Origin of the sequence: Methylobacterium durans (assembly GCF_003173715.1) — a bacterium.
In the GTDB taxonomy this organism is placed as follows: Bacteria; Pseudomonadota; Alphaproteobacteria; order Rhizobiales; family Beijerinckiaceae; genus Methylobacterium; species Methylobacterium durans.
The window spans coordinates 2,458,515-2,484,355 of sequence record NZ_CP029550.1; the positions used below are offsets into that span (position 1 = coordinate 2,458,515).

Below are 25,841 nucleotides of genomic sequence, written 5' to 3' on the forward strand. Positions count from 1 at the left end.
CCGGGATGATTGCCGAGAGCGTAAGATCCGCGCTCAAGGCCCCGGCTGCGGGAAGTGGCGCGCCAGCACCGCGCGCACCCGCTCGACCAGCTCGCCCTCCGGCACCGAGAATTGCGCCGGGCGCGCCGCCTTCCACTCCGCGTTGCTGGCGATGCTCTCGGCGGCCTTGGCCCCCTCGATCAGGTCCTTGATCTGGACCTCGCCGGCCTCGCGCTCGTTCGAGCCCTGGATGATCGCCACCGGCGCGCGGCGGCGGTCGGCGTATTTCATCTGCGCCTTCATGCCGGCGCCGCCGAGGTAGAGCTCGGCCCGGATGCCGGCCCCGCGCAGGGCCGCCACGAGGCGCTGGTAATCGGCGATGCATTCCCGGTCGAGGACGAGGACCACCACGGGGCCGGGGCTCTCCGCGCCCCGGACCAGCGGGCTCCGCACGAGCTGCAGCGCCGAGAACAGGCGCGAGACGCCGATCGAGAAGCCCGTCGCCGGCACGGGCTCCGCCCGGAAGCGCCCGACGAGCCCGTCGTAGCGCCCGCCGCCCGCCACCGAGCCGAAGCGCACCACCTGGCCCTCCTCGTTGGTGACGGGGAAGGTCAGCTCCGCCTCGTAGACCGGGCCGGTGTAGTATTCGAGGCCGCGCACCACGGACGGGTCCGCCCGGATCTGGTCGTGGCCGTAGCCGGCGGCCGCGCAGAGCCGCATGATGGCGTGGAGTTCCGCGATGCCCTCGCGTCCCGTCTCGGACTCGCCGACCACGTCGCTCCAGGAGCGGAAGAACTGCTCCCAGAAATGCACCCGGTCGCCCCCGTCGCTGGGGGAGGCCTGGAACGAGACGTAGGCGAGGATGCGCTCGATGGCGGCCTCGTCGAGCCCCGCGCCCTTGGTGAAGTCGCCGCTCTCGTCCTTGCGGCCGGGGCCGAGCAGGAGGCGCACCCCGTCGGGCCCGAGTCGGTCGAGCTTGTCGATGGCGCGCAGCACGGTGAGGCGGCGCCCGGCCTGCTCCTCGCCAGCGAGCCCGATCGCCTCCATCATCCCGTCGAGCACCTTCCGGTTGTTCACCTTGATGAGGTACTGGCCCTTCAGCCCCAGCCGGTCGAGGGTGTCGGCGGCCATCATGCAGATCTCGGCATCGGCCGCGACGGAGCCCGCCCCGACGATGTCGGCGTCGAATTGCATGAACTGGCGGAAGCGCCCCGGCCCCGGCTTCTCGTTGCGGAAGACGTATCCGGCGCGGAAGCTCCGGTAGGGCTTCGGGAGCGCGTCGAAATTCTCGGCGACGAAGCGGGCGAGCGGCGCCGTGAGGTCGTAGCGCAGGGACAGCCAGGATTCGTCGTCGTCCTGGAAGGAGAACACGCCCTCGTTCGGCCGGTCGAGGTCGGGCAGGAACTTGCCGAGCGCCTCGGTGTACTCGATGAACGGCGTCTCCAGCGCCTCGAAGCCGTAGAGCGTGAAGGTGTCGCGGATCACCTCCAGCATCCGGCCCTGCGCCGCGATCTCGTCGGCGCGCCGGTCGAGGAGGCCGCGGGGCAGGCGCGGCTTGAGGGTGTCGGCCTTGACCGTCTCGGCCTTGACCTTCTCCGCCTTGGACATGGCTCGGTTTCGCTTCGTGCTCGCGCCGCGGGATTCCGCCGGGCTCTAACGCGCGCGGGGGAGGCGGCAAGCGCAGGGGGCCGTGCTCTTGTCTCGTTGCTCGGCTCACGCCGGCCTGCAGGATCCCGGAGGCCGGGTGGATCCGATTCGTGATGCGACACGGGCGGATGACGCGTGTAGGCTTCCGCGCCTGAGGGACAGCGGCGGAGGTCAGCGTGAATTTTCATCCCGTCTCGTCCGATCATGCCCGACAAGGACAGGCCACGTTCGGGATGGCGAACCTGCGCAGCGAGAGAACCGGCCTGCCGTTCGTGGTCTTCATCTCGCAGAAGGATGGGGCCCGGCACGACGTACGGGTCAAGGTTTCCGCGAGCGCGAAGGTGCGCGCCGACGAGATGGGATCCTACGCGGCACGCCCCTGCCGGCATACGGACGGGCGCAGGCTACCTCCGCACGAGGAAAAGCTCCTCGAAGCCTGGATCGAGAAGAACATCGACGTTCTCACCCGATACTGGGACGGCGAGATCGAATATACCGAGGATGCCCTGGGGCAGATCAGGACGCTCTGACGCTCATCCTCATGCCGGCGATCCGCGAAGGGTATGCCGCGCCGCCCACCTCTCCCGTTCGGGAGAGGTCGAGTCCGCGGCACGCGGACCGGGTGAGGGATGCGACCTGTCCGGAAGAACCTGTATCTCTCACCCTGTCTCTCTCGGAACGAGAGGGGACCCGCGCTGATCACGACCCGCCGGAGAGCTTCAGCGTGAGGAGCCCCAGGAGGCCGGCGAGGCCGATGGGGATCTGGAGCGGGCGCAGGCGGGCGAAGAACAGGGGCGCCTCGCCGCGGGCCGCCGCGATCGGGTCGAGCACCGCCACCGCGCCGAAGCCGAGGACGAGGAGGGCGATCGCCCCCGTTTCCCGCCCGAACTGCAGCGCGGCGAGCGCCGCGAAGCCGAGGCTGAACAGGAGCATCATGGTGCCGATCTGCATCGCGGTCGGGCCCCCTTCGGTGCGGAAGGAGACACCGCGGCGCACGCCCGACAGGAACAGCAGGATCGCGTTCGCCCAGAGGATTGCGAGCGTGCCGGCGAGGCGGCCGGCCTCGCCCGGCAGCGCCCAGGCGGCGGCCGCACCCGCGAGGATCGGCAGCATCGGCCCGTAGCCGAGGACCACGCTGAGCCACGGCGTCTCGCGCGGTTCGTGGGCCGTGACGGTGCGTCCGGTCGCGTCCTGCCGCATCCTCTCTCCCGCAAGGGCCGATCCGCACGGGGAACCGGCGCGGGTCGCGCCGGTTCCCGGGGGCTCAGGCCGCCTGCAGGGCGGCACGGGCCTCGCGGCGGCGGGAGCGGCGGCCGGGCTCGGTGGTGGCGTCGAGCCAGATCACGAGGGCGAGCGCCACAAGGGCCGGGGCGCCGAGCGCCAGGAACGCGCCGGTCCAGCCGAGGAAGGACTGGGCGAGGCCCCCGTACCAGGCGGAGAGCGCCCCGCCGATCCCCTGCACGGCGTTGACGGTGCCGAGCGCCGTCTGGGTCCGGCCCGAGCCCCAGGTCAGGTCGGCCACCACGACCGGCACCGCGACGCCGACGATGCCGGAGGCGACGCCGTCGAGGATCTCCGCCGAGATCAGCCAGAGCGGATCGTCGATGAAGCCGGAGAGCGCGGCCCGCACCGGCAGGACCGCGAAGGCGACCAGGAGGAGCTTGCGGCGTCCGCGCTTGTCGGCGAGCGAGCCGGCGAACAGGGCGACCGGGATCATCACGAGCTGGGCCACCATGACGTAGCGCGCGGTCCAGCTCGTGGCGTCGGCCGCGGTGGCGACGAGCTTCTGGCCGAGCAGGGTCAGCATGCCGCCGTTGCCGAGGTTGAACAGGGCGAGCGCCAGCGCCAGCACCATCAGCTTGCGGCTCGACAGCACGCTGCGGATGCCCGCCCGCTCGGGATGGTCGTCCGGATCGTCCTCCTTCCAGCCGACCGCCCGGCGCTCGCTGTAGCAATGGCCGGGCGTCGTCGCGGTGGCGACGATGGCGAGCACCGCCATCGCGCCGAGCACCCAGAAGGCGACCGCCGGCCCGAGATAGGGCGTGCCGACGCTGATGAGCCCGGCCGCGATCAGTATGCCGACGTGGTTGTAGGCCTGGTTGCGGCCCTGCTGCTTCGGGAATCTGTCCTTGCCGACGATGCCGAGGGTCAGGGCCGTCACCGCGGGCAGGAGCAGGGTGCCGCCCGCCGCCGCGAGGAGCTGGGCCGCGAACACGGTTCCGAAGGCCCGGGCCGGCAGCAGCAGCAGCGTCCCGGCGAGGATCGCCGCGCAGGCGGCCCCGATCAGGAGGCGCGGCCGCCCGAGCCGGTCGACGAGGGCGCCGAAGGGCCCGCTGAGGAAGAGGGTGCCGATGCCGACGAGGGTGGTGACGAAGCCGACCCGGGCCGGGCTCCACGAGCCGGTCTCCGCGAGCCAGGTGCCGAGAAACGGCCCGAGGCCGCCCTGAATGTCACCGATGAAGACGTTGATGAGGCCGAGATGGGTGGTGGCGTTCATGAATCCGGAAACTGGCGGTGGGACGGCGACGGCGACGGCGCCGCGCCCCCCTCAATGCGCAAGCCTGGCCAGATGGATCCCGCGCGCGGGCGTTTTCCTGTGATCGTGCCCCCACCTCTCCCGTTCGGGAGAGGTCGAGTCGGCGAAGCCGACCGGGTGAGGGGTGCGAGCTTTCCGGAAAGACCTGTACCCGTCACCCCCGACCCTCTCCCGAACGGGAGAGGGGACCCGCGCTCGATCCGGCCGGGCTGCGTTCCGGGGGCCGCGGCGGAGCTCAGGCGTCCAGGGGGCCGCCGGCCTGCTGGCCCTGCGCTTCCATCGCCTTCTGGCGGTAGAGGCCGACGAAATCGATCGGATCGATGTAGAGGGGCGGGAAACCGCCGTTGCGCACCGCCTCGGCGACGATCTGACGCGCGAAGGGGAAGAGCAGGCGCGGGCACTCGATCATCACCGCCGGATGGAGCTGGTCCTGCGGGATGTTGCGCATGCGGAAGATGCCGGCGTACTTCAGGTCGAAGGCGAACAGCACCTCGTTGTTGATCTTGGCGTCGCCCTCCAGCGTCAGCTCGACCTCGAAATCGGCCTCCGCGAGCTGCTGGGCGTTGACGTTGACCTGGATGTTGATCTGCGGGCCCTGGCCCTCCTGCGGCTGCAGCGAGCGCGGCGCATTCGGGTTCTCGAACGACAGGTCCTTGGCGTACTGGGCCAGCGCGTTGATCGCGGGCGCGTTGTCGGCCTGCGCCGTGGCGCCACCGTTGCCGTTCGGTGCCGGAGAGTCGGCCATGGCGGTTCATCCTCCTCGAAGATCGTCTGGAGCGGCCGGGATCCCGGTGCCGTCGCTGGCGGGTCGCGGGTTACGGCGAGCCCGGGTCCCGCGAAGCCGGTGCGGGAGCGCGCTAACATGCCCGCCCGGCGGGAACAAGCAAGACGCGGGGGCGGGCGCGGGCCGGGATGCCGGCGCGACACCACGCCTGCGTGCAGGTCCCGCAGATCGTGCGCCGGCGCGCCTGGAACCCTCCGGCACGACGCCCCATATGCCCGATCATGCGGATCGGACCTTCAAACTCCGGCTCGATCCTTGCGCAGGGGTCCGTTAAGAGCCCGACATGACATTCAGGCCCGGCCGGCGGCCTCACCTTCGCCTTGCTCGCGGTGCGTCATGACGGGCATGAAGGGGCGTGCGGCGAACGGACGGACCCTCTGGCAAGCGGTGCGGCGGCCACCATCGGATCGGTGATGCAGGATTCCTTCGATATTACGACCCTGATCTTTCTGGCTCTCGCGGTCTTCGTGATCTGGCGCCTCCGCTCCGTGCTCGGCCAGAAGACCGGCGCGGAGCGCTCGCCCTTCAAGCCGCTCGACCGCAGCCGCACCGAGCCGCCGGCCGGCCGCCAGGAGGGCGACAACGTCGTGCGCCTGCCGGGCGCCGACCGGGCGCAGCCGGCCGACCGGGGTCAGGCTGCCGTCGCCGAGGTGCGGGACTGGCGCGGCATCGCGGAGCCGGGTTCGGCGGTCGCCCGCGGCCTGGAGCAGGTCGTGCAGATCGAGCCGGCCTTCGATCCGCGCGCCTTCGTGGACGGCGCCAAATCCGCCTACGAGACCATCGTCATCGCCTTCGCCAAGGGCGACCGCAAGACCCTGCGCACGCTCCTCTCCCGCGAGGTGGGCGAGGGCTTCGAGCGGGCCATCGGCGAGCGCGAGCGCAACCGCCAGACCGTCGAGACCACCTTCGTCTCGATCGACAAGGCCGAGATCGTCGCGGTCGACGTGCGCAACCGCGTCGCCCAGATCACCGTGCGCTTCCTCTCGAACCTGATCACGGCGACCCGCAACGCCGAGGGCGCCGTCGTCGACGGCAGCGCCGAGACCGTGGTCGAGGTGCCCGATGTCTGGACCTTCGCCCGCACCCTCGGCAGCCGCGACCCGAACTGGCAGCTCGTCGCCACCGAGGCCGGCAACTGATCCTGCTGATGCCGTGCGTGACGAAACGGTAGGACGCCGCGCGGCCCGGACCGGGGCCGCGCTCGCGGCCGCGATCCTGTCCCTGTCCTTCGCCCAGTCCTGCCCACATGCCGGCTCGGCCGCCCGCGCGGCCGAGCCGTTGCGCGTCGGCGATGCGCCCGCCGGGCCGACGCGCGTCGGCGACGCCGTGCTGGAGCCCGTCGCGGCCGATGCCCTGCCCGGCTTCCCCGGCGCCGATCCGGCCGCCGCCCTCGACGCCTTCCGCCGCACCTGCGCCGGCAATCCGGCCCTCCAGCTCGCCGCCGTGGCGGGCCGGGCCGGGGATCTCGCGGCGGCCTGCGACGCGGCGCAGAGCGTGGCTCCCGAGGCGGCCGGCGCCTTCTTCGCGGGACGCTTCGAGGCCTACCGGGTGGTGCGGCCTGCCGACGGGACGAACCCGGAGCGGCGCGCGGGCTTCCTCACCGGCTATTTCGAGCCGGAACTCGTGGGCTCGCTCACACCGGATCCGAACCACACCGCCCCGGTCCTCGCGCGGCCGGACGACCTCGTGAGCTTCGAGCCGGGCGAGACCCGGCCGGGCCTCGACCCGGCGCTCCGCGCTGCCCGCGCCGTCGGGGACGGCTTCGAGCCCTATCCGGACCGGGCCGCGATCGAGGACGGCGCCCTGGCCGAGCGGGGCAGGCCCCTCCTCTACCTGCGCGACGCGGTCGACCTGTTCGTGCTGCAGGTGCAGGGCTCGGGGCGGGTGCGGCTGCCGGACGGGCGCTCCGTCCGGGTGCTCTACGACGGGCGCAACGGCCGCCCCTACACCTCGGTCGCCAAGCTGATCGTGGCGGAGGGCCGGCTGCCGCTGGAGGGCCTGACGCTCGCCCGCTGGACGGCCTGGCTGCGCGACAACCCGGCGGACGGGCGCCGCCTGATGCGGAAGAACGCCTCCTACATCTTCTTCCGCCTCGCGGCGGTGGAGGATGCCGCGCTCGGGCCGCCGGGAGCCGCCGGCGCGCCGCTCTCGCCCGGGCGCAGCCTCGCCGTCGACGCCAACCTCTGGCGCTACGGCCTGCCCTTCTGGCTGGAGGGGCGCCTGCCGGGCGGTGCTGCCGAGGCGGGCCGCCTCGTCGTCGCGGCCGATACGGGCTCGGCGATCGTCGGGCCGGCGCGGGGCGATCTCTATCTCGGCACCGGCGCCGAGGCCGGGGTGGCGGCCGGCAACCTGCGCGACGCGGTGGGCTTCGTGGTGCTGCTGCCGAAGCCGGCCACGCCATGAGACCGCCCGGCGCACCCGTGCGCTCACCGAGGCGGAGAGCCGCCTCTGGAACGAGATCGCGCGGCTCGTGACCCCCTTGCGCGGGCGGGCGCGGCCGAAGCTCCCGGAGCCGGAGGCCGCCACGGCCAAACCTGTGGCCAAGCCCGCCAAATCCGTGGCCAAGCCCGTGGGCAAGGTGGCCGTGAAACCGCCGGCGAACGTTCCGGTCCGGGAGGGCCCGGTGCCAGGGGCCTCGGTTCGTCCCTCCGCCCGGCTCGCCGCGCCGACGATGCCGCCCTACCAGGCGCCCCCGCCCGTGCCGCCCCCGGCGACCGGCGGCCTGGAGCGGCGCGCCCGCATCGGCCTCAAGCGCGGCACGCTGCCCGTCGAGGCCCGGATCGACCTGCACGGGCTCTATCAGGCCGAGGCGCACGCGGCCCTCGTCGGCTTCCTGATGCGCTGCCGGGCGGCCGGCCACGCCCACGTCCTCGTCGTGACGGGCAAGGGCGGGCCGTCCTTCGACGACGCCTTCTCGGAGCGCGGCGTGCTGCGCCGGAGCGTGCCCCACTGGCTGCGCGGACCGGATCTGCGCGGCATCGTGCTGGGCTTCGAGGCGGCGGCGCGCCATCACGGTGGGGAAGGCGCCCTCTACGTCCGGTTGCGCCGGCGCTGACGGGCCGTCCGCGACCGGCAGCCGGCGGCCCCGAGCGGGACTTGAGCCCGACCACGAAACGCGGTATGGACAGGTGCCCTCCTACAAGCGCCGTACCGCATCCGTGAGCCGCGTGGGCTCAGCCAAGTCGATGCTCGGGGCCACCAAACACTGCGTGACCTGACTTGTTGGCGCCCCCGCGGCGCCCGGCGCGAAACATCATTCCCGTCCCGTCAACGTCCCCCTTTGCCGGTCTATCGCTCCACATGACGCAAACCCCCGATGTCCTCGCCACCGCGGACCTGCCGACCGATGGCAGCATCGCCGCTGCCGATCTCGACGGCATCCGTGAGATCAAGCTCCAGGACCTCAAGTCGAAGACGCCGACCGACCTGATCGCCTTCGCCGAGGAGGTCGAGGTCGAGAACGCCTCGACCATGCGCAAGCAGGAGCTGATGTTCGCCATCCTGAAGCAGCTCGCTGCCAAGGAGGTCGAGATCATCGGCTCCGGCACCGTCGAGGTGCTGCAGGACGGCTTCGGCTTCCTGCGCTCGAACGACTCGAACTACCTGCCGGGCCCGGACGACATCTACATCTCGCCGACCCAGATCCGCCGCTTCGGCCTGCGCACCGGCGACACCGTCGAGGGCCCGATCCGCGGGCCCAAGGACGGCGAGCGCTACTTCGCGCTCCTCAAGGTCAACACGATCAACTTCGAGAACCCGGAGAAGATCAAGCACAAGGTCCATTTCGACAACCTGACGCCGCTCTTCCCGACGAAGCGGTTCAAGCTCGAGCTGGACAACCCGACCAAGAAGGATTTCTCGCCGCGCATCATCGACATCGTCGCGCCGATCGGGAAGGGCCAGCGCGCGCTGATCGTGGCGCCGCCCCGCACGGGCAAGACCGTGCTGATGCAGAACATCGCCCAGTCGATCACCCTCAACCACCCCGAATGCTACCTCATCGTGCTGCTCATCGACGAGCGGCCCGAGGAGGTGACCGACATGCAGCGCTCGGTGAAGGGCGAGGTCATCGCCTCGACCTTCGACGAGCCGGCGACCCGCCACGTGCAGGTGGCCGAGATGGTGATCGAGAAGGCCAAGCGCCTCGTCGAGCACGGGCGCGACGTCGTCATCCTGCTCGACTCGATCACCCGCCTCGGCCGCGCCTACAACACGGTGGTGCCCTCCTCCGGCAAGGTGCTGACGGGCGGCGTCGACGCCAACGCCCTGCAGCGCCCGAAGCGCTTCTTCGGCGCGGCCCGCAACATCGAGGAGGGCGGCTCGCTCACCATCATCGCGACCGCGCTGATCGACACCGGCTCGCGCATGGACGAGGTGATCTTCGAGGAGTTCAAGGGCACCGGCAATTCCGAGATCATCCTGGACCGCAAGGTCTCCGACAAGCGCATCTTCCCGGCCATCGACATCACCCGCTCCGGCACCCGCAAGGAGGAGCTCCTGGTGCCGCCGGACGCGCTCAAGAAGACCTACGTGCTGCGCCGCATCCTCAACCCGATGGGCGTCACCGACGCGATCGAGTTCCTGCTCGACAAGCTGCGCCAGACGAAGAGCAACGGCGACTTCTTCGACTCGATGAACACCTGAGAGCCCGCGCGGGCCGCGCCCGGCGCGGCCCCGCCCTCGCCGGACGCGCGCCCGCATGGCGAGCCCCCCACCCTCTTCGCCCCCGCGAGCGGCTTCGGCCGGGCGGCCATCGCCGTCATCCGGCTCACCGGCCCGGCCTGCGAGTCCCTGCTGAGCGCGCTCGCGGGCACCTGCCCGCCGCCGCGGCGCCTCAGCCTCAGAACCCTGCGCGATCCGGACACGGGAGAGATCCTCGACCGCGCCCTCGTCGCGTGGCTGCCGGGCCCGGCGACCTACACGGGCGAGGACATGGCGGAACTCCACCTCCACGGCGGCCTCGCCGTGCGCGCGGGCGTGATCCGGGCGCTCTCCGCCTTTCCCGGATGCCGGGCGGCCGAGCCCGGTGCCTTCACCCGCCGCGCCGTCGATCACGGGCGCCTCGGCCTCACCGAGGCCGAGGGCATCGGCGATCTCATCGACGCGGAGACCGAGGCGCAGCGGCGTCAGGCGCTCCGCCAGCTCGACGGAGCGCTTGGCCGCCAGGTGGCCGAGTGGCGGACCCGGGCGATCGAATGCCTCGCGGGCGCCGAGGCCGCCCTCGACTTCTCCGACGAGGGCGACGTCGACGCGGCGGGGCTCGACGCGGCCCTCCTCGGCAAGGCCTCCGCCCTCCGCGACGAGATCGCCGCCGCGCTCCACGACGACCGCCGCGGCGAGCGGCTGCGCGAGGGGTTCTGCGTGGTGCTCGCCGGCCCGCCGAATGCCGGCAAGTCCACCCTCCTCAACGCGCTGAGCCGGCGCGAGGCGGCGATCGTCTCCGACATGCCGGGCACCACCCGCGACGCGATCGAGGTCCGCTGCGATCTCGGCGGCCTGCCAATCCTCCTCGTCGACACGGCGGGCTTGCGCGAGACGGAGGATCGCGTCGAGGCCGAGGGCATCCGGCGCACCCGTGCCCGGATGGCGAGCGCCGACCTCGTGCTGCATCTCTCGGCCGCGGACGAGCCGGCGCGCGAGCGGTCGGACGGCGGCCCGAGCGGCCTCCTCGTGACGACCAAGGCGGATCTGGCGGAGGCGGGCGGGGCGGGCCTTGCCGTCTCCGCCGTGACCGGACGGGGCCTCGACCATCTGCTCGACGCGATCGAGGCCCGTGCTCGGGCCGATCTCGGCGGCGGCGACGCCCTCATCACCCGCGAGCGGCACCGGGACGCCCTCACCCGCTGCGTCGCGAGCCTCGACCGGGTGGTGGCCGGCGCGCCGCTTCCCGAACTCGTCGCCGAGGATCTGCGCCTCGCGGTGCGCGCCCTCGGCGAGGTCGGCGGCCATGTCGGGGTCGAGGAGATGCTGGACCGCCTGTTCGCCGGCTTCTGCATCGGCAAGTGATTTTGCATCGGCAAGTGATTTTTGAAAGTTATTTTCTATCAATAGTTTAGTGCGCCTTCTGCCCGATGCTTCAGCACTGCGTGGAACGGCTCGGGCGCGGGTTCCCTCTCCTGTTCGGGATAGGGACAGGGTGACGGATCCAAGTCCTTCCGGAGAGGTCGCACCCGACACCCGGTCGGCGTGCCGCGGACTCGACCACTCCCGCGCGGGAGAGGTGGGGCGGAACCGCCATCACGCTGGGAGCGGTGAGACGGCGCGTTGACGGAAATCCCGTCGCGCGCGTAATCACCGCCCATGCGCGACATCTCTTCCTCATCCTACGACGTCGTCGTCGTCGGCGGCGGCCATGCCGGCGTCGAGGCGGCAGCCGCTGCGGCGCGGTTCGGCGCCCGCACAGCGCTCGTGACGCACGACCCGGCGACGATCGGCGCCATGTCCTGCAATCCGGCGATCGGCGGCCTCGGCAAGGGTCATCTCGTCCGGGAGGTCGATGCCCTTGACGGGCTGATGGGGCGCGTGGCGGATGCGAGCGGCATCCAGTTCCGCCTGCTCAACCGGCGCAAGGGGCCGGCCGTGCGCGGTCCCCGCACCCAGGCCGACCGGAAGCTCTACGCCGCCGCCATGCAGGCCGCGGTGGCAGAGACCCCCGGCCTCGATGTCGTCGCGGGTGCCTGCGAGGATCTCGTCGTGGCCGGGGGCCGCGTGGCCGGGGTCGCGCTCGCCGACGGGCGCACCCTCTCCTGCGGCGCCGTCGTGATCACCACCGGCACGTTCCTGCGCGGCCTCATCCATATCGGCGAGGTCCAGGTGCCGGCGGGCCGCGTCGGGGAGGCGCCGGCCCTTGGGCTCGCGGCGACCCTCGAACGGCTGGGCTTCGGCCTCGGCCGCCTGAAGACCGGCACGCCGCCCCGGCTCGACGGCCGCACCATCGACTGGGCGGGGCTGGAGATGCAGGAGGCGGATGCCGATCCCGTGCCGTTCTCGACGCTGACCGAGCGCATCACCACGCCGCAGATCCGCTGCGGCATCACTCGCACGACGCTTGCCGTCCACGACCTGATCCGCGCCAATCTCCACCGCTCGCCGATGTACTCGGGCGGCATCGCGAGCCGGGGCCCGCGCTACTGCCCCTCGATCGAGGACAAGGTGGTGCGCTTCGGCGACCGCGACGGGCACCAGATCTTCCTGGAGCCGGAAGGTCTCGACGACCCGACCGTCTACCCCAACGGGATCTCGACCGCCCTGCCCGAGGCGGTGCAGCGCGACCTCATCGCCCTGATCCCCGGCCTCGAACGCGCCGCGATCGTGCGGCCGGGCTACGCCATCGAGTACGATTACGTCGACCCGCGCGAGCTCGACGCGACGCTGCAGACGCGGCGCCTGCCCGGCCTGTTCCTCGCTGGCCAGATCAACGGCACCACCGGCTACGAGGAAGCGGCGGCGCAAGGGCTGGTGGCCGGTCTCAACGCGGCGCGCCGCGCCGGGAATTCAGCCCCCGCCATCTTCGACCGGGCCGAATCCTATCTCGGCGTGATGATCGACGATCTCGTCACCCACGGGGTGAGCGAGCCCTACCGCATGTTCACCTCGCGCTCGGAATACCGGCTGTCGCTGCGCATCGACAACGCCGACGCGCGGCTGACCCCGCGCGGTCTGGCGCTCGGCTGCGTCGGCACCCGCCGGGCGGAGCATTTCGCGGCCGGGCAGGAGGCGTTGTGCGCGGCGCGCGCGCGCCTCGACGCCCTGACCCTGACGCCCGACGAGGCCCGCCGCCACGGCATCAGCCTCAACCGCGACGGCATCCGGCGCTCGGCCTTCCAGCTTCTCTCTTACCCGGAGATCGATTGGGCGCGGCTCGCGGCGATCTGGCCGGAGCTCGACGCGGTCGCGCCGCTTGTCGCCGACAGGCTGCGGACGGATGCGACCTACGCCGTCTATCTCGACCGGCAACAGGCCGACATCGCCGCCTTCCGGCGCGACGAGGCCGTGGCACTGCCCCAGCGTCTCGACTATGCCGCCATCGCCGGGCTCTCGAACGAGATGCGCGCAAAGCTCGAGGCGGTGCGTCCCGGCACGCTTGGCCAGGCGGCGCGGATCGAGGGCGTGACCCCGGCCGCCCTCACCCTGCTCGCCGCCCATGCCCGCCGGGGGGCGCCGGCGCGGCGGCATTGTGATGTCCGACAGGGAGCGTGTCCTCACGGCGGCCGGTGTTTCACGTGAAACAGCCACGCGCCTCGACCTCTACGTGAGCCAGCTCCAGCGCTGGCAGAGCGTAAAGAACCTCGTCGGCCCGGCGACGCTGTCCGAAGTCTGGACGCGCCACGTCGCCGATGCCCTCCAACTCCTCGCCCTCGCACCGAACGCGCGGACCTGGCTCGACCTCGGCTCGGGGGCCGGCATTCCCGGCCTGATCCTCGCCATCGCGGGTGCCGAACGGCCCGGATTCCGGGTCGATCTCGTGGAAAGCAACGCGCGCAAATGCGCCTTCCTCACCGAGGCGATCCGCATCACCGGCGCCCCGGCCCGGGTCCGCAACGCCCGGATCGAGGCGGTGATCGCCGATCACGTCGGTGTCGAGATCGTCTGCGCGCGGGCGCTCGCCTCCCTCGACCAGTTGCTGGCCTGGACCGAGCCGGTGTTGAAATCGGGCACCACCGGTCTGTTTCCGAAGGGCCGGGAGGTCGAGGCCGAATTGACCGAAGCTGCGCGGCGGTGGAGATTCGTTTACGATCTGCTGCCGAGCCAGACCGACTCGGCGGCGCGGATCGTCCGCGTCACCGCCCTCGACCGCGTGGAGCCATGACGAGCGATACCCCCTCCTCCGCCGCCGAGACCAAGCGTCCGCTGCGGATCCTGGCGCTCGCCAACCAGAAGGGCGGCGTCGGCAAGACCACGACGGCGATCAATCTCGGCACGGCGCTCGCCGCCATCGGCGAGACCGTGCTGGTGTTCGATCTCGACCCGCAGGGCAACGCCTCGACCGGGCTGGGCATCGACCGGCGCCAGCGCCGGGTCTCGACCTATCACGTGCTTGCCGGCGACGCGGCCCTGTCCCAGGCCGTGATCCCGACCGCCGTGCCGCGCCTCTCGGTGGCGCCCTCGACCATGGACCTGCTCGGGCTGGAGCTGGAGATGGCGAGCGCCGCCGACCGGTCGCATCGCCTGCGCAATGTCCTCAAGGACATCAACGCGCCGGGCACCAGCACGGAGGGCGTCACCTACGTCCTGATCGACTGCCCGCCCTCGCTGAACCTCCTGACCATCAATGCGCTCGCCGCCGCCGACGCGGTGCTGGTGCCGCTGCAATGCGAGTTCTTCGCGCTCGAAGGGTTGAGCCAGCTCCTGCGCACGGTGGAGCAGGTCCGCGGCGCGCTCAATCCGCGCCTGACCATCCAGGGCATCGTGCTCACCATGTTCGACCCGCGCAACAACCTCTCGGCGCAGGTGGTGGCGGACGTGCGCGGCTTCATGGGCGAGAAGGTCTACGAGACCATGATCCCCCGCAACGTGCGCGTGTCCGAGGCGCCCTCGCACGGGAAGCCGGTCCTGCTCTACGACCTGAAATGCGCGGGCTCGCAGGCCTATCTGCGCCTCGCCTCCGAGGTCATCCAGCGGGAAGGCCGCATTCCCGTCGCGGCCTGACGCGGCGCCCGGTTCAGCGTACCAACAGCGTAACGGAGTTTGAGCGAGTGGCAGCGATGGCGGACGAATCGGCACGCCCCCGCCTGGGGCGCGGCCTCGCGGCCCTGATCGGGGATTTCGGGCAGGATGCCGCGGAGGGCGGCCGCTCCGAGGGCCAGCGCAAGGTCGCGGTGGAATTCCTGCGGCCGAACCCGCGCAACCCGCGCCGCCGCTTCCAGGAGGCGGATCTGGAGGAACTCTCGGCCTCGATCCGGACGCGAGGCGTCATCCAGCCGATCGTCGTGCGGGCGCTGGCGAACGTGCCCGGCACTTACGAGATCGTGGCGGGCGAGCGGCGCTGGCGCGCGGCCCAGCGCGCCGGCCTCACCGAGGTGCCGGTCGTCGTCGTCGAGATCGACGACAAGACCTCGCTCGAATACGCGATCCTGGAGAACGTCCAGCGCACCGACCTCAACGCCATCGAGGAGGCCGCGGGCTACGAGCGGCTGATGAGCGAGTTCGCCTACAGCCAGCGGGAACTCGCCGACATCCTCGGAAAGAGCCGCAGCCACCTCGCCAACACCCTCCGCCTGCTCCAGTTGCCGCCGACCATCCAGGACCGGGTGACGGCGGGCGAGATCACCGCGGGCCATGCCCGCGCGCTCCTCGGGATGCGGGACCCGGAGGGCGTGGCGCGGCGCATCGTGGAGGAGGGGCTCTCGGTGCGCGAGGTCGAGGCGCTGGCCTCCGCCGAGGTGCCCGAGAGCGACGAGCCCCGCCCCGGCCGTCCCCGCCGCGGCCCGGAGAAGGATGCGGCCCTCCGCTCCCTGGAGCAGAGCCTCACCCGCGCCCTCGGGGTGGGCGTCGTCGTCATCAAGGCGAAGGCGGAAGGGGTCGGCGAGATCCGCATCCGCTACGGCAGCCCGGAGGAACTCGAGGCGCTGCGGCGCCGCCTCGACGCGTCCGGCGACTGAGCCTAGGGCGACCGGCGCAGGCCCGGCACCAGGGCGGCGAGGCGATCCTTCATCGTCAGCCGGGCAGGGCGGCGCATCTCGGGCGGCGGGCCGCCGTCCGGACCCGGCTCCGGACGTTCGGGGCGCCCGCCCCGGCTCTCGCGGCGCTCGCCGCTCCGCCCATCGCGGCTGCGGTCTACCCCGAGGGTGAGCGTCGCCACGTAGCGCTCCGCCTCCTCCTTCACGGCGCAGAAGGCGCGCCGGTGCGGATCCTCCTCGCGGGCGATCCCGTCATTGGCGTTGACGATGAAGCGCTCGGCCCGGCGTCCCTGATAGGCGGGCACCTGCGTGTAGAGGAACTCGTTGAGCGCGTCGGGGAAGTAGATCTGTCCCGTCAGCATCGTGCGCGTGTCGAGGAACACCTTGACGTGGATATGCGTGGCCCGGCCCGCGTACCAGCCCGGGTAGATCGTGTCGAAGCCGACCCACCCAGCCGCATCCGTATTCTGGCTGCCGCGCAGGAACGTCTGCCCGGAGGTGTCGAGGCTGCGCGAATCCCCCTGCCCCGGATAGCCCGAGTAGAGCCCCTGCGCGTCGCAGTGCCAGATGTCGACGCGGGCGCCCGGCACCGGCTGGCAGGAGTCCGCCTCGACGACGCGCAGGCGCATCCGCAGGGGCACGCCGGGCCGGCCCTCGCCGATGTCGGCGCGTACGAGCTTCGGGTCGCGGTAGAACGGACCCTCGATCGATTGGGGCGTCAGGACGCAGATCTCGGCCCCGCTGTCCATGGCCGTCGCGGCCCGCGCGCCCCGCGGCAGGAGGCCGGCGGCACCCGCGCCGAGCGCGGCGAACAGGCTGCGGCGGGAGGTGAACGGGGGCATGGCATCCTCCGGAGAGCGGGCCGATCCGCACCGGTCGCTCGGGGACCGATAGCACGCGCCCTCGAAACACGCCCGTGTTTCGGCCGGATGTCCGCCCTACCCCCGGCGCCGCGATTCCCCCGCGATGCGCAGCAACGCGGCGGAGGCGTGAGCGTGGGCGAGGTCCGGGCCCACCCGTCGCGAAGCGAGCACGGCCTCCTGCAGGATCTGAACGGCCTGGCGAAGGGCCGCCGGCGACCAGCGTGCGAGCTGCGCCTCGACGTCCGCCCGCCTACGGAAATGCAGGCCGCGCCAGCCCGCCGCCATCAGGCTCGGGGCTTTGCCCTCGCCGTCGAGCCGCGTGGCGAGCAGCGTGAGCGCATGGCGCAGGGCCGCGCCGAGGATCACCGAGCCGTCGAGCCCCTCGTGGCGGAAGCGGCGATAATCCCGCTCGACCTCGCCGCCGCGCCCGGTGAAGGCGGCGTCGATCAGGGTGTTGAGCACGCTGCCGGCGACGTCGCTCACCACGGCCTCGACATCGTCGCTCGTGACCGTGTCCTGGCCGGACGCGTAGAGCGCCAGCTTCTCGATCTCCGACAGGCTGGCGCGGCGGTCTCCGCCGAGGCTCGCCACGAGGAGGTCGCGGGCCCCGGGCTCGATCCTCAGGCCCCGATCCTGCAGGGTCTGGCGGACGAGTTCGGCCAGCGCCCGCGCGTCGTCCGGGTAGCAGGGCAGGGCGAGCGCCCGGGCCGAGCGCTCGCAGAGGGTGCGCAGGGGCGCGGATTTGCCGAGATCACCCCCCTCCACGACGATCCGGGTTCCCGTGATGTCGCTCTTGAGGACGGCCTCGACGGCCGGCGCGTAATTGCGGCTGCCGGCCTTCACCCAGATCGTGCGCCGGTCCCCGAACAGGCCGACCGTGCCGGCCTCGTCGATCAGGCGGCCGGGATCGGAGGCGAGGGCGTCCCCGTCGATCTTCACCAGGGCGAACGGGTCGTCCGGATCGGCGACCGCGCCCTCGGCCAAGCGCTTCGCTCGCTCGCCGACGAGGCCGGTATCGGGCCCATAGACGAGGATCACCGGGATCTTCGGATCGGGCCCGCGCCGGATCAGGCCCTCGACGTCCCCCGCCTTGACCGCCGTCAAGGCTTGGCCGCCATCACCGAAGCGATGCGGGTCTTGATCTGGTCGGCGAGCACCCTGGCGAGGCGGATCTCGGCGTCGCGCGCAGCCCGCAGCGAGGCGAAGCGCTGCACCGAGCGATCGTAGGTGGCGGTGGAGGTGGCGACGCCCTCGGTGATGATGCGGGTGCCGTCGAGGGATTCGAGGGCGTATTTCACGTTCGCGATGATGGTGCCGGATTCCGCGCGGCCCGTCTGCGATGAGACGATCGGCGTCTGCACCGTCTCGCTGCCCTGCATCTTGAGGCGGTAGCGCTTCGAGGACGGCTGGCCGGACCCGTCGAGATCGAAGATCAGCTCGCTGCGCAGGTAATGGCCGATGCGCTCCTGGCCCTGCGCCATCGAGATCTCATCGACCTGGATCGAGGCGAGGAGGACGCCCATCGATTCGCCGGAAGCGGTCGGCCCGTAGAGCGGGCGGAAGCAGGCCGAGAGGTTGAGGGCGAGTGCCCCGGCGAGCGCGAGCCGCGCCACCCTGCCGGCGATTTCACGCTTCATCCCGGCCCGAGCCAAACGCATCATCAGTCGCCGCCGCCCCGCTTGCACCCAGCCCCGCCTCTTACGCCGAGGCGAGCCGGTGCGTCACTCCTATATGAAGCGCCGAGCTTTACGACTCCTTCAGGGCGACAGCAGGGCGGAGGTCGCGTCAGACCACGAGATTCACGATCCGGCCCGGCACCACGATCACCTTGCGCGGCGCACGGCCCTCCAGCGCTCGCTGCACCGGATCGAGCGCGAGCGTCGCCGCCTCCACCGCTGCTGCGTCGGCGTCCCGCGGGACGGTGACGTCCGCGCGTTTCTTGCCGTTGATCTGGACGGGGAGGGTGATCTCGTCCTCGACGAGGAGGGCGCGGTCGGCTTCGGGCCAGGCGGCCTCCGCAACGAGGCCCGTGCGGCCGAGCAGTGCCCAGGAACTCTCGGCGAGATGCGGCATCATCGGCGCGATGAGCTGTACCAGGATGCCGGCCGCCTCCCCGGCCGCGGCGGCTGAAACGGTGGCGCGCAGCCCCTCCTCCAGCGCGTTCGCCAGGGTGTAGATGTGCGCCACGCAGCGGTTGAAGCGCAGCCGCTCCACATCCTCCTCGACGGCGGCCAGCGCCTTGTGGGCAGCCTTGCGGAGGTCAGCATCGGCGGCGCCGCCCGACCCCTGCGCGAGGGCGGCCGCGTTGACGAGGCGCCAGACCCGCTGGACGAAGCGGGCCGCCCCTTGGACACCCTCCTCGGTCCAGATCACGTCGCGCTCGGGCGGCGAGTCCGAGAGCATGAACCAGCGGGCAGTGTCGGCACCGTAGCTCGCGATGATGTCGTCGGGATCGACGACATTCTTTTTCGACTTGGACATCTTCTCGATCGGGCCGATCGAGACGGGCGCCTCGGTTTTCACGTGAAACGCGCGTCGCTCCCCGCCCTCGCTGACGAGGCGGATGTCGGCCGGCTGCACCCAGGCGCCGGCCGCGTCCTTGTAGGTCTCGTGGACGACCATGCCCTGCGTGAACAGGCCGGCGAAGGGCTCGGCCACGCCCGACCATTCCGTCGCCTTCATGGCGCGCATGAAGAAGCGGGCGTAGAGCAGGTGCAGGATCGCGTGCTCGATGCCGCCGATATACTGGTCGACGGCGAGCCAGTGATCGACAGCACCTCGCTCCGTCGGAGCGTCCGTGAGCCAGGGTGCCGTGAACCGGGCATAGTACCACGACGAGTCGACGAAGGTGTCCATCGTGTCGGTCTCGCGGCGGGCCGGCCCTCCGCATTGCGGGCAGGAGACGTTGCGCCAAGCGGTATCCCGCTCCAGCGGGTTGCCTGGCACGTCGAACGAGACCTCCTCGGGAAGCTTCACCGGCAAGTCCTCGATCGGCACCGGCACGGGCCCGCAGGATTCGCAATGGATGATCGGGATCGGGCAGCCCCAGTAGCGCTGGCGCGAGACGCCCCAGTCGCGCAGGCGGAACTGCACCTTGCGGCGCGCCACCGGCTCGTCGCCGATCGCCTCGGCCTCCAGGCGGTCGGCGACAGCGGCGAACGCGGCCTCCGTGCTCATCCCGTCGAGGAAGCGCGAATTGATGAGGCGCCCCTCCCCATCATAGGCGGTGTCGGTGATCACGAAGCTCGCAGGGTCCTGCCCATCCGGGCAGACTACGGGCGTGTTGCCAAGGCCGTACTTGTTGGCGAAGTCGAGGTCGCGCTGGTCGTGGGCCGGGCAGCCGAAGACGGCGCCGGTGCCGTACTCCATCAGCACGAAATTCGCGACGTAGACCGGCAGCAGCCAGTCCGGATCGAGGGGATGGTGGACCTTCAGCCCGGTGTCGAAGCCGAGCTTCTCGGCCGTGTCGATTGCGGCCTGCGCCGTGCCGGTACGGCGGCATTCCTCGATGAAGACCTGCAGCTCCGGGTTTCCGGCAGCCAGCGTCGCGGCGAGCGGATGGTCGCCCGCGATCGCCAGGAACTTCGCGCCGAACAGGGTGTCGGGGCGCGTCGTGTAGACCGTGACCGTCCCGTCCGCACCCGGCGGCGGCTCGGCGAGGCGGAAGCGCACCTCAAGCCCCTCCGAGCGGCCGATCCAGTTCTTCTGCATCAGCCGGACCTTCTCCGGCCAGCGGTCGAGGCGATCGAGGGCCGAGAGGAGGTCGTCGGCGAAGTCCGTGATCTTGAAGAACCACTGCGTCAGCTCGCGGCTCTCCACGAGCGCGCCCGAGCGCCAGCCGCGCCCGTCGATCACCTGCTCGTTGGCGAGAACGGTGTGATCGACCGGATCCCAGTTCACCTTGGCGGTGCGGCGCGTGACGAGCCCGGCCTTCAGGAAGTCCAGGAACATCCGCTGCTGGTGCTTGTAATAGTCGGGATCGCAGGTCGCGATCTCCCGGCTCCAGTCCAGCGACAGGCCCATCGACTGCAATTGCGTCCGCATCGCCGCGATGTTGGCGTAGGTCCAGTCCCGCGGGTTGACGCCCCGCTCCATCGCGGCGTTCTCGGCCGGCAGGCCGAACGCGTCCCAGCCCATCGGGTGGAGCACGTTGAACCCCTTGGCGCGCTTGTAGCGGGCCACCACGTCGCCCATCGCGTAGTTGCGCACGTGGCCCATGTGGATGCGCCCGGACGGATAGGGGAACATCTCCAGCACGTAGTATTTCGGGCGCGGATCGTCGTTCTGCGTCTCGAACAGGCGGGCCTCGTCCCAGGCCTTCCGCCAGCGCGGCTCGGACTCCTTGGCGTTGTAGCGCTCCAGAGCGGTGGACGGGGTTGCGGCGTTCGTCATGCGGAGGGCGCCAGGGCTCGATGCGGAAAGGCGGGAAACGGGTGGAGCGCCAGCCCTTTGGCCGGCGTTGCAGGCGGCCGGACTACCACAGGAGGACGGTGCGCGGTCAACCGATCCGTCATGCCTCCCCTGCCCGCCCCGCTTCGTCGCCCGTCTCCTTGCTCTCTCGCCTGCCTCTTGCCCCGGGCGCCCCCGGTGATACCTCCCGGCCTCGATCCCCCAATTCCTCGATACGCGTGAGATCATGACCGAGACCGTAGATTCGCAGCACGCCGATGTCGTGGCCGGGCTCGAGGAGGTGCGGGCGGGCATCCGCCGGGCGGCCGAGGATTCGGAGCGCGACCCCGCCCGCATCCACCTGATCGCGGTCTCGAAGACCGTTCCGGCCGACGGCATTCGCCCGGCGCTGGAGGCCGGGCAGCGGCTCTTCGGCGAGAACTACGTGCAGGAGGCCCGCGCCAAGTGGCCGGCGCTCCGGGAGGCCTATCCGGACGCCGAGCTTCACCTGATCGGGCCGCTTCAGTCGAACAAGGCCCGCGAGGCGGTCGCCCTGTTCGACGTGATCCACTCCCTCGACAGGCTCTCGCTCGCGGCGGCGCTCGCCAAGGAGATCGCGCGCGAAGGCCGCGCGCCGAAGCTCCTCATACAGGTCAATACCGGCGACGAGCCGCAGAAGGGCGGCATCTCGCCCGCCCAGGTCGACGTGCTGCTCGCCGAGTGCCGCGACACGCACGGGCTCGCGATCAACGGGCTGATGTGCATCCCCCCGGCCGAGGACCCGCCCTCGGCCCACTTCGCCCTGCTCGCCGCCATCGCCGCACGCCACAACCTGCCGATCCTGTCGATGGGCATGAGCGCCGACTATCCGGCCGCGATCCAGATGGGCGCGACCCATGTGCGGGTCGGGACCGCCATCTTCGGGGCGCGTCCGAAGCCGTAGCAGACGCCCTCAGGCTTGCCTGCCTTCCTGCGGCTCCGGCAGCCGCCCGACCACCCGCCCCAGCGCGCGGCGCAGGGCGTCGGCCTCGGCCTCGCCGTACTCCGCCTGAAAGGCGGATTGGGCCTGCTCCCAGAGCGGCCGGGCGCCCTCAAGGCGGTCATGACCGGCCGGCGTCAGGCTGAGGGCGCGCGTGCGCGCGTCGCGCCCCGGGCCGATCCGGACGAGGCCATCGCGCTCCAGCGGCCGCAGGGCGCGGCCCGTGGCCGTGCGATCCATGACGAGATGGGCGGCGAGTTCGTGCACCGCGAGTGAACCCAGCCGGTCGAGGACGGAGAGCAGGGCGAATTGCGTCGCCCGGAGCCCGGTCGGCGCGAGATGCCGGTCGTAGAGTTGGGTGACCTGCCGCGCCGCCTGCCGAACCGCGAGGCAGTGGCAAGGCGTCAGCGTCAGCTTCTCGTCCATGAACGCAACCCCGGATTGCATAAATCCCCAGAAGGCCTGTGGCCGATTGGCAGCGGCGAGTAAAGAGTGCATATGCATGTATCTGGCGGAGCATTGTGCCGTCACGCCAAACCCGCCGAGGCCATCCTACCATGACCGGACCCGTCGCCGAGGGGGCGCTGCCCCGGTTCTTCGCGCAGCGCCGCATCCATTATGGCTGGGTGGTGGCAGCCACGACCTTCCTGACGATGCTCGTGACGGCGGGCGCGGTGGGAGCACCGGGCGTCCTGATCCTTCCGCTGCAAAAGGAATTCGGCTGGAGCACCGCCGAGATCTCCTCGGCGCTCGCCATACGCCTCGTGCTGTTCGGCCTGATGGGCCCCTTCGCGGCGGCCCTGATGAACGCCTACGGGCCCCGTCGCATCGTCCTGTCCGCCCTCGCCCTGATCGGCGCGAGCCTCGCGGCCTCGCTGGCCATGGAGCGCGTCTGGCAGCTCGTGCTGCTCTGGGGCATCGGCGTCGGCCTCGGCACCGGTCTGACCGCCCTCGTCCTCGGCGCGACGGTCGCGACCCGCTGGTTCTCGCAGCGGCGCGGCCTCGTCGTCGGCCTGCTGACCGCGAGTTCCGCGACGGGCCAGCTCATCGTGCTGCCGCTGCTCGCCGGCCTCACGGAGGCGCATGGCTGGCGGGCGGCCCTCCTTCTCATCTGCGGCCTGCTCGGGCTCGCGGCCCTGGCCGTGTTCCTGCTGATGCGGGACAGCCCGGAGGAGATCGGGCTGACGCCCTACGGCGAGCGCGCCCCAGCAGCCGCCACGGTCGCGCCGGTCCCGTCCCAGGTCGGTGCCGTCGCGGTTCTGCGGGAGGCGGCGCGCACCCGCGTCTTCTGGATCCTGTTCGCCACGTTCTTCATCTGCGGCGCCAGCACCAACGGGCTGATCCAGACCCATTTCGTGCCGCTCTGCGCCGATTTCGGCCTGCGCCCGGTCGAGGCGGCGAGCGTGCTGGCGGCGATGGGCGTGTTCGACTTCGTCGGCACGGTCGCCTCCGGCTGGCTGTCGGACCGTTACAACAATCGCTGGCTCCTGTTCTGGTATTACGGCCTGCGCGGCCTCTCGCTGCTGGCGCTGCCCTTCACCGACTTCTCGTTCCTGGGCCTCTCGCTGTTCGCGGTCTTCTACGGGCTCGACTGGATCGCCACGGTGCCGCCGACCGTGAAGCTCACCGCCGCCCGGTTCGGACGGGCACGCGCGAACCTCGTCTTCGGCTGGGTCTTCGCCGGCCACCAGCTCGGTGCGGCGGCCGCTGCCTACGGGGCCGGCCTGTCGCGCTCGGAGCTCGCCAGTTATTTGCCGGCTTTCTTCATCGCCGGCGCCCTCTGCCTCGTCGGCGCGGCCCTGATCCTCGTGATTGGGCGACCCCGGAGCGAGGGCGCACTCCTGCCAAACGCTGTGCCGGCTAACTGATCAGCCGATGCGGAGGCGCGTCCGCGGACCGAGCCGCCGCAACAGGCGCACGAGGTCCGCCCGCTTCAACGCCACGCAGCCCTCCGTCGGCAGGTAGCCCGGCCGCGCGACGTGCAGGAAGATCGCCGAGCCGCGCCCGGGGCGGATCGGCCCGCGGTTCCAGTCGAGATCGACGACGAGGTCGTAGAGGCCGTCCGAGCGCCAGAGTTCCTCTGCACTCACACCCGGAGCGGGGAGCCGGATCGGGCGGTTGTAGCGCCGGTCGCGCGGGTCGTCGCACCAGCCGTCCTGCCGCCCCGTCGGACGCAGCATCAGGTTCGTCCGCGGCCGGGCCCCGAAATGGTCCGCCCGGTAGAAGCCGCCGAGCAGGCGAAGGCGCGCCCTCGGCGAGGCGCCGTCGCCCTCCCGCTTCGTGCGGGTGAGGCCGGAGCGCCCGAGGGCGCAGGAGATGACCGTCGGCCCGGCGATGAGGTGGCCGCGGGTCGGATCGCCGATGACGGGCCGGACGCGCAGGCTCGGCAGGCTTGTCCGTCTCAAACGCATTCAACTGCTCGTTGTTATCCGAAAAACAGAGGAGCCGGCAAAGCAGGGCGGGCCGGCGGATGTGTCTGTCTGCGTGGCGGAAAATGCTGTAGAATTGTGCGCAAACCAATTCCCACCCGCCGAAACCGCATTATTTTGATGCGTATGCCCGGATCCCTGCGGCCGGGCTTCTGATCCGCGATCGAGCCCGTCGCCTCACCTCTGCCGCCTTCCCGTTCCGATCTTCTCATCTCCCGATGAAGGGCCGGGTGGACCCGGCGACACCCGGCTTCGGACAAGCCTGCGCCCTGTTGGAAGAGTCCCACGGACGATGCCGAACCCCCATCGCATTCTGATCTGCGACGACGACGCGACGCTTCGCGAGACGCTGACCGAGCAGCTCGATCTCTACGACGAATTCATCGTGCTGAGCGAGGCTGACGCCACCGGCGCGATCAACCGGGTCGCCGACGACCGCGTCGACCTCGCGGTGATGGATGTGGGCCTGCCCGACCTCGACGGGCGCGAGGCCGTGCGGGCGATGCGCCGGAACGGCTTCCGCGGCCCCGTGATCATGCTCACCGCCCAGGATTCGGAGGAGGACACGGTCGAGGGGCTGGAGGCGGGCGCCAACGACTACGTGACCAAGCCCTTCAAGTTCGCCGTGCTCCTCGCCCGCATCCGGGCGCATCTGCGCCAGCACGAGGCGAGCGAGGACGCGATCTTCCAGATCGGACCCTACACGTTCCGGCCCGGAGCGAAGCTTCTCGTGGGCGAGCGCGGCTCCAAGCTGAAGCTCACCGAGAAGGAGACCGCGATCCTGCGCTTCCTCTACCGCGCGGGGCGCGAGGTGGTGGGCCGCGACACGCTCCTCGCCGAGGTCTGGGGCTACAACGCCCACGTCACCACCCACACCCTCGAGACCCACATCTACCGCCTGCGCCAGAAGATCGAGCCGAACCCGGCGACCGCGGCGATCCTCGTGACGGAGGGCGGCGGCTACAAGCTGCTGCCCTGAGGCGCGCGCCCGCCCCGCGAGGCCCTCCCGCGCCGGAAACGTGGTGCGCGCCGTAACCTTCGGCTAAACAACCCCGCGACCGGATCGTGGCCGGGGCTTGGAAGCAGCGGAGCTCGGGGTTGGCGCTCGACGACGACATCGCGATCCTCGGCGCGGCGCCCATCTTCGGCCTGATGGGGCGCGACGCCCTGCGCCTCCTCACCTTCGCGGCCGAGCGGCGCAGCCTCGCCTCCGGCGACCTCCTGTTCGCGCGGGCGAGGCCGCCGATGGCGGCTTCGTGGTGCTGTCGGGAATCATCGAGCTGGCGCCGCGGGTGGCCGGCGGCGAGCCGGTCGCGGCGGGCCGCTCGGCGCTGATCGGCCAGCTCGCCCTGTTCCTGCGCGGCGAGCGGCCCTCGGACGCCCGCGCCACCGCCCCCGCCGAGGTGATGCGCATCACGCCCACCCTGATGCGCCGCGTGCTGGAGGAATTCCCCGACGCCGCGGCCGCGATCGAGGACACCCTGGCCGAGGATCTCGCCGGGCTGGTGCAGGGGCTGGATCAGGTCCGCCGGCTGCTCGACGCGGTCCCGGCCCCGGCGAGGTGACAGCGGGAGCGGGCTTTTGTAAGCACGCCTCACCGCATCCGATCGCGACAG

Annotated in this window: 23 protein-coding genes and 1 pseudogene; 14 read left to right on the forward strand and 10 right to left on the reverse strand. The window is 71.5% G+C overall.

The features are described from left to right. Positions 1 to 33: 33 nt before the first annotated feature. On the reverse strand, positions 34 to 1,587 hold the full coding sequence (gene hisS / locus DK389_RS11230; RefSeq protein ID WP_109889613.1) for a histidine--tRNA ligase: 1,554 nt from the start codon (positions 1,585 to 1,587) through the stop codon (positions 34 to 36). A 215-nt stretch (positions 1,588 to 1,802) separates the two neighbouring features. Between hisS and DK389_RS11235 the strand changes: the two genes are divergently transcribed. Then, a complete protein-coding gene (locus tag DK389_RS11235; protein WP_162560608.1) occupies positions 1,803 to 2,156 on the forward strand; it encodes a hypothetical protein in 354 nt (117 codons plus the stop codon). A 169-nt stretch (positions 2,157 to 2,325) separates the two neighbouring features. On the opposite strand, the gene DK389_RS11240 is transcribed toward DK389_RS11235, so the two are convergent. From DK389_RS11240 to secB, 3 genes are all read right to left on the reverse strand, one after another. After that, positions 2,326 to 2,826: a DUF3429 domain-containing protein gene (locus DK389_RS11240; protein WP_109889616.1), complete on the reverse strand. Its 501-nt coding sequence runs from the start codon at positions 2,824 to 2,826 to the stop codon at positions 2,326 to 2,328. A 64-nt stretch (positions 2,827 to 2,890) separates the two neighbouring features. Beyond that, positions 2,891 to 4,123, reverse strand: a complete 1,233-nt coding sequence (locus tag DK389_RS11245) for an MFS transporter (protein ID WP_109889618.1) — start codon at positions 4,121 to 4,123, stop codon at positions 2,891 to 2,893. Between the two features lie 274 nt (positions 4,124 to 4,397). Next, positions 4,398 to 4,907, reverse strand: coding sequence for a protein-export chaperone SecB (secB, locus tag DK389_RS11250; protein ID WP_109889620.1), 510 nt, complete (start codon positions 4,905 to 4,907; stop codon positions 4,398 to 4,400). 452 nt (positions 4,908 to 5,359) lie between these two features. Here secB and DK389_RS11255 point away from each other — a divergent pair, with 452 nt between their 5' ends. The 9 genes from DK389_RS11255 to DK389_RS11295 all read left to right on the forward strand — a co-directional run bounded on the left by DK389_RS11255 (position 5,360) and on the right by DK389_RS11295 (position 15,547). Beyond that, positions 5,360 to 6,085, forward strand: a complete 726-nt coding sequence (locus tag DK389_RS11255) for a Tim44/TimA family putative adaptor protein (RefSeq protein ID WP_109889621.1) — start codon at positions 5,360 to 5,362, stop codon at positions 6,083 to 6,085. 139 nt (positions 6,086 to 6,224) lie between these two features. Continuing rightward, positions 6,225 to 7,349, forward strand: coding sequence for a murein transglycosylase A (gene mltA / locus DK389_RS11260; RefSeq protein ID WP_236960956.1), 1,125 nt, complete (start codon positions 6,225 to 6,227; stop codon positions 7,347 to 7,349). A gap of 67 nt (positions 7,350 to 7,416) precedes the next feature. Then, positions 7,417 to 8,001 (forward strand): Smr/MutS family protein, encoded by a 585-nt coding sequence (locus tag DK389_RS11265; protein WP_236960815.1) that lies wholly within the window; start codon positions 7,417 to 7,419, stop codon positions 7,999 to 8,001. Positions 8,002 to 8,246: 245 nt separating this feature from the next. Further along, positions 8,247 to 9,590 (forward strand): transcription termination factor Rho, encoded by a 1,344-nt coding sequence (gene rho / locus DK389_RS11270; protein ID WP_194075189.1) that lies wholly within the window; start codon positions 8,247 to 8,249, stop codon positions 9,588 to 9,590. A gap of 108 nt (positions 9,591 to 9,698) precedes the next feature. Beyond that, complete coding sequence (gene mnmE, locus DK389_RS11275; RefSeq protein ID WP_109889625.1) at positions 9,699 to 10,952, forward strand: tRNA uridine-5-carboxymethylaminomethyl(34) synthesis GTPase MnmE; 1,254 nt, start codon at positions 9,699 to 9,701, stop codon at positions 10,950 to 10,952. Positions 10,953 to 11,246: 294 nt separating this feature from the next. Next, positions 11,247 to 13,172 carry a tRNA uridine-5-carboxymethylaminomethyl(34) synthesis enzyme MnmG gene (gene mnmG, locus DK389_RS11280; protein WP_109889627.1) on the forward strand — a complete coding sequence of 642 codons (1,926 nt, stop codon included), beginning with the start codon at positions 11,247 to 11,249 and terminating at the stop codon, positions 13,170 to 13,172. After that, a complete protein-coding gene (rsmG, locus tag DK389_RS11285) occupies positions 13,126 to 13,755 on the forward strand; it encodes a 16S rRNA (guanine(527)-N(7))-methyltransferase RsmG (RefSeq protein WP_109889629.1) in 630 nt (209 codons plus the stop codon). The genes mnmG and rsmG overlap by 47 nt, the downstream gene beginning before the upstream one ends. After that, the gene (locus tag DK389_RS11290) at positions 13,752 to 14,594 is read left to right on the forward strand and encodes a ParA family protein (protein WP_109889630.1); all 843 of its coding nucleotides are present in this window, start codon (positions 13,752 to 13,754) and stop codon (positions 14,592 to 14,594) included. The genes rsmG and DK389_RS11290 overlap by 4 nt, the downstream gene beginning before the upstream one ends. A 56-nt stretch (positions 14,595 to 14,650) precedes the next feature. Then, the gene (locus tag DK389_RS11295; RefSeq protein ID WP_109889632.1) at positions 14,651 to 15,547 is read left to right on the forward strand and encodes a ParB/RepB/Spo0J family partition protein; all 897 of its coding nucleotides are present in this window, start codon (positions 14,651 to 14,653) and stop codon (positions 15,545 to 15,547) included. 2 nt (positions 15,548 to 15,549) lie between these two features. On the opposite strand, the gene DK389_RS11300 is transcribed toward DK389_RS11295, so the two are convergent. The 4 genes from DK389_RS11300 to leuS all read right to left on the reverse strand — a co-directional run bounded on the left by DK389_RS11300 (position 15,550) and on the right by leuS (position 20,820). After that, positions 15,550 to 16,407, reverse strand: coding sequence for an intradiol ring-cleavage dioxygenase (locus tag DK389_RS11300; RefSeq protein ID WP_109889634.1), 858 nt, complete (start codon positions 16,405 to 16,407; stop codon positions 15,550 to 15,552). Between the two features lie 96 nt (positions 16,408 to 16,503). Continuing rightward, positions 16,504 to 17,532, reverse strand: a complete 1,029-nt coding sequence (holA, locus tag DK389_RS11305; RefSeq protein WP_109889636.1) for a DNA polymerase III subunit delta — start codon at positions 17,530 to 17,532, stop codon at positions 16,504 to 16,506. Next, on the reverse strand, positions 17,529 to 18,065 hold the full coding sequence (gene lptE / locus DK389_RS11310) for an LPS assembly lipoprotein LptE (RefSeq protein ID WP_109889638.1): 537 nt from the start codon (positions 18,063 to 18,065) through the stop codon (positions 17,529 to 17,531). Before lptE ends, holA begins: the two co-directional genes overlap by 4 nt. 148 nt (positions 18,066 to 18,213) lie before the next feature. Then, entirely contained in the window at positions 18,214 to 20,820 is a 2,607-nt protein-coding gene (gene leuS, locus DK389_RS11315) for a leucine--tRNA ligase (RefSeq protein WP_109889640.1), read from the reverse strand. A 244-nt stretch (positions 20,821 to 21,064) separates the two neighbouring features. On the opposite strand from leuS, the gene DK389_RS11320 reads away from it, so the two are divergent. Then, positions 21,065 to 21,760 carry a YggS family pyridoxal phosphate-dependent enzyme gene (locus DK389_RS11320; RefSeq protein ID WP_109889642.1) on the forward strand — a complete coding sequence of 232 codons (696 nt, stop codon included), beginning with the start codon at positions 21,065 to 21,067 and terminating at the stop codon, positions 21,758 to 21,760. Positions 21,761 to 21,769: 9 nt separating this feature from the next. Here DK389_RS11320 and DK389_RS11325 read toward each other — a convergent pair whose 3' ends face one another. Beyond that, positions 21,770 to 22,222, reverse strand: a complete 453-nt coding sequence (locus DK389_RS11325; RefSeq protein WP_109889644.1) for a MarR family winged helix-turn-helix transcriptional regulator — start codon at positions 22,220 to 22,222, stop codon at positions 21,770 to 21,772. Between the two features lie 131 nt (positions 22,223 to 22,353). On the opposite strand from DK389_RS11325, the gene DK389_RS11330 reads away from it, so the two are divergent. Further along, positions 22,354 to 23,664, forward strand: a complete 1,311-nt coding sequence (locus DK389_RS11330) for an MFS transporter (protein WP_109889645.1) — start codon at positions 22,354 to 22,356, stop codon at positions 23,662 to 23,664. On the opposite strand, the gene DK389_RS11335 is transcribed toward DK389_RS11330, so the two are convergent. Beyond that, positions 23,665 to 24,207, reverse strand: coding sequence for a L,D-transpeptidase family protein (locus DK389_RS11335; protein ID WP_109889647.1), 543 nt, complete (start codon positions 24,205 to 24,207; stop codon positions 23,665 to 23,667). Between the two features lie 310 nt (positions 24,208 to 24,517). On the opposite strand from DK389_RS11335, the gene DK389_RS11340 reads away from it, so the two are divergent. Further along, positions 24,518 to 25,204, forward strand: a complete 687-nt coding sequence (locus tag DK389_RS11340; protein ID WP_109889649.1) for a response regulator transcription factor — start codon at positions 24,518 to 24,520, stop codon at positions 25,202 to 25,204. 119 nt (positions 25,205 to 25,323) lie between these two features. Continuing rightward, positions 25,324 to 25,790, forward strand: a pseudogene (locus DK389_RS11345) (cyclic nucleotide-binding domain-containing protein). The last annotated feature ends 51 nt before the right edge of the window (positions 25,791 to 25,841 follow it).

Excerpts from the sequence above, each read along its gene's own strand:
- DK389_RS11325 (WP_109889644.1), bottom strand. The coding sequence starts at position 22,222 with ATGGACGAGAAGCTGACGCTGACGCCTTGCCACTGCCTCGCGGTTCGG.
- leuS (WP_109889640.1), bottom strand. The coding sequence starts at position 20,820 with ATGACGAACGCCGCAACCCCGTCCACCGCTCTGGAGCGCTACAACGCC.
- secB (WP_109889620.1), bottom strand. The coding sequence starts at position 4,907 with ATGGCCGACTCTCCGGCACCGAACGGCAACGGTGGCGCCACGGCGCAG.
- rho (WP_194075189.1), top strand. The coding sequence starts at position 8,247 with ATGACGCAAACCCCCGATGTCCTCGCCACCGCGGACCTGCCGACCGAT.
- DK389_RS11320 (WP_109889642.1), top strand. The coding sequence starts at position 21,065 with ATGACCGAGACCGTAGATTCGCAGCACGCCGATGTCGTGGCCGGGCTC.
- lptE (WP_109889638.1), bottom strand. The coding sequence starts at position 18,065 with ATGAAGCGTGAAATCGCCGGCAGGGTGGCGCGGCTCGCGCTCGCCGGG.
- DK389_RS11245 (WP_109889618.1), bottom strand. The coding sequence starts at position 4,123 with ATGAACGCCACCACCCATCTCGGCCTCATCAACGTCTTCATCGGTGAC.
- DK389_RS11335 (WP_109889647.1), bottom strand. The coding sequence starts at position 24,207 with ATGCGTTTGAGACGGACAAGCCTGCCGAGCCTGCGCGTCCGGCCCGTC.
- DK389_RS11240 (WP_109889616.1), bottom strand. The coding sequence starts at position 2,826 with ATGCGGCAGGACGCGACCGGACGCACCGTCACGGCCCACGAACCGCGC.
- rsmG (WP_109889629.1), top strand. The coding sequence starts at position 13,126 with ATGTCCGACAGGGAGCGTGTCCTCACGGCGGCCGGTGTTTCACGTGAA.
- mnmG (WP_109889627.1), top strand. The coding sequence starts at position 11,247 with ATGCGCGACATCTCTTCCTCATCCTACGACGTCGTCGTCGTCGGCGGC.
- DK389_RS11340 (WP_109889649.1), top strand. The coding sequence starts at position 24,518 with ATGCCGAACCCCCATCGCATTCTGATCTGCGACGACGACGCGACGCTT.
- DK389_RS11330 (WP_109889645.1), top strand. The coding sequence starts at position 22,354 with ATGACCGGACCCGTCGCCGAGGGGGCGCTGCCCCGGTTCTTCGCGCAG.
- DK389_RS11295 (WP_109889632.1), top strand. The coding sequence starts at position 14,651 with ATGGCGGACGAATCGGCACGCCCCCGCCTGGGGCGCGGCCTCGCGGCC.
- DK389_RS11290 (WP_109889630.1), top strand. The coding sequence starts at position 13,752 with ATGACGAGCGATACCCCCTCCTCCGCCGCCGAGACCAAGCGTCCGCTG.
- hisS (WP_109889613.1), bottom strand. The coding sequence starts at position 1,587 with ATGTCCAAGGCGGAGAAGGTCAAGGCCGAGACGGTCAAGGCCGACACC.
- DK389_RS11300 (WP_109889634.1), bottom strand. The coding sequence starts at position 16,407 with ATGCCCCCGTTCACCTCCCGCCGCAGCCTGTTCGCCGCGCTCGGCGCG.
- DK389_RS11255 (WP_109889621.1), top strand. The coding sequence starts at position 5,360 with ATGCAGGATTCCTTCGATATTACGACCCTGATCTTTCTGGCTCTCGCG.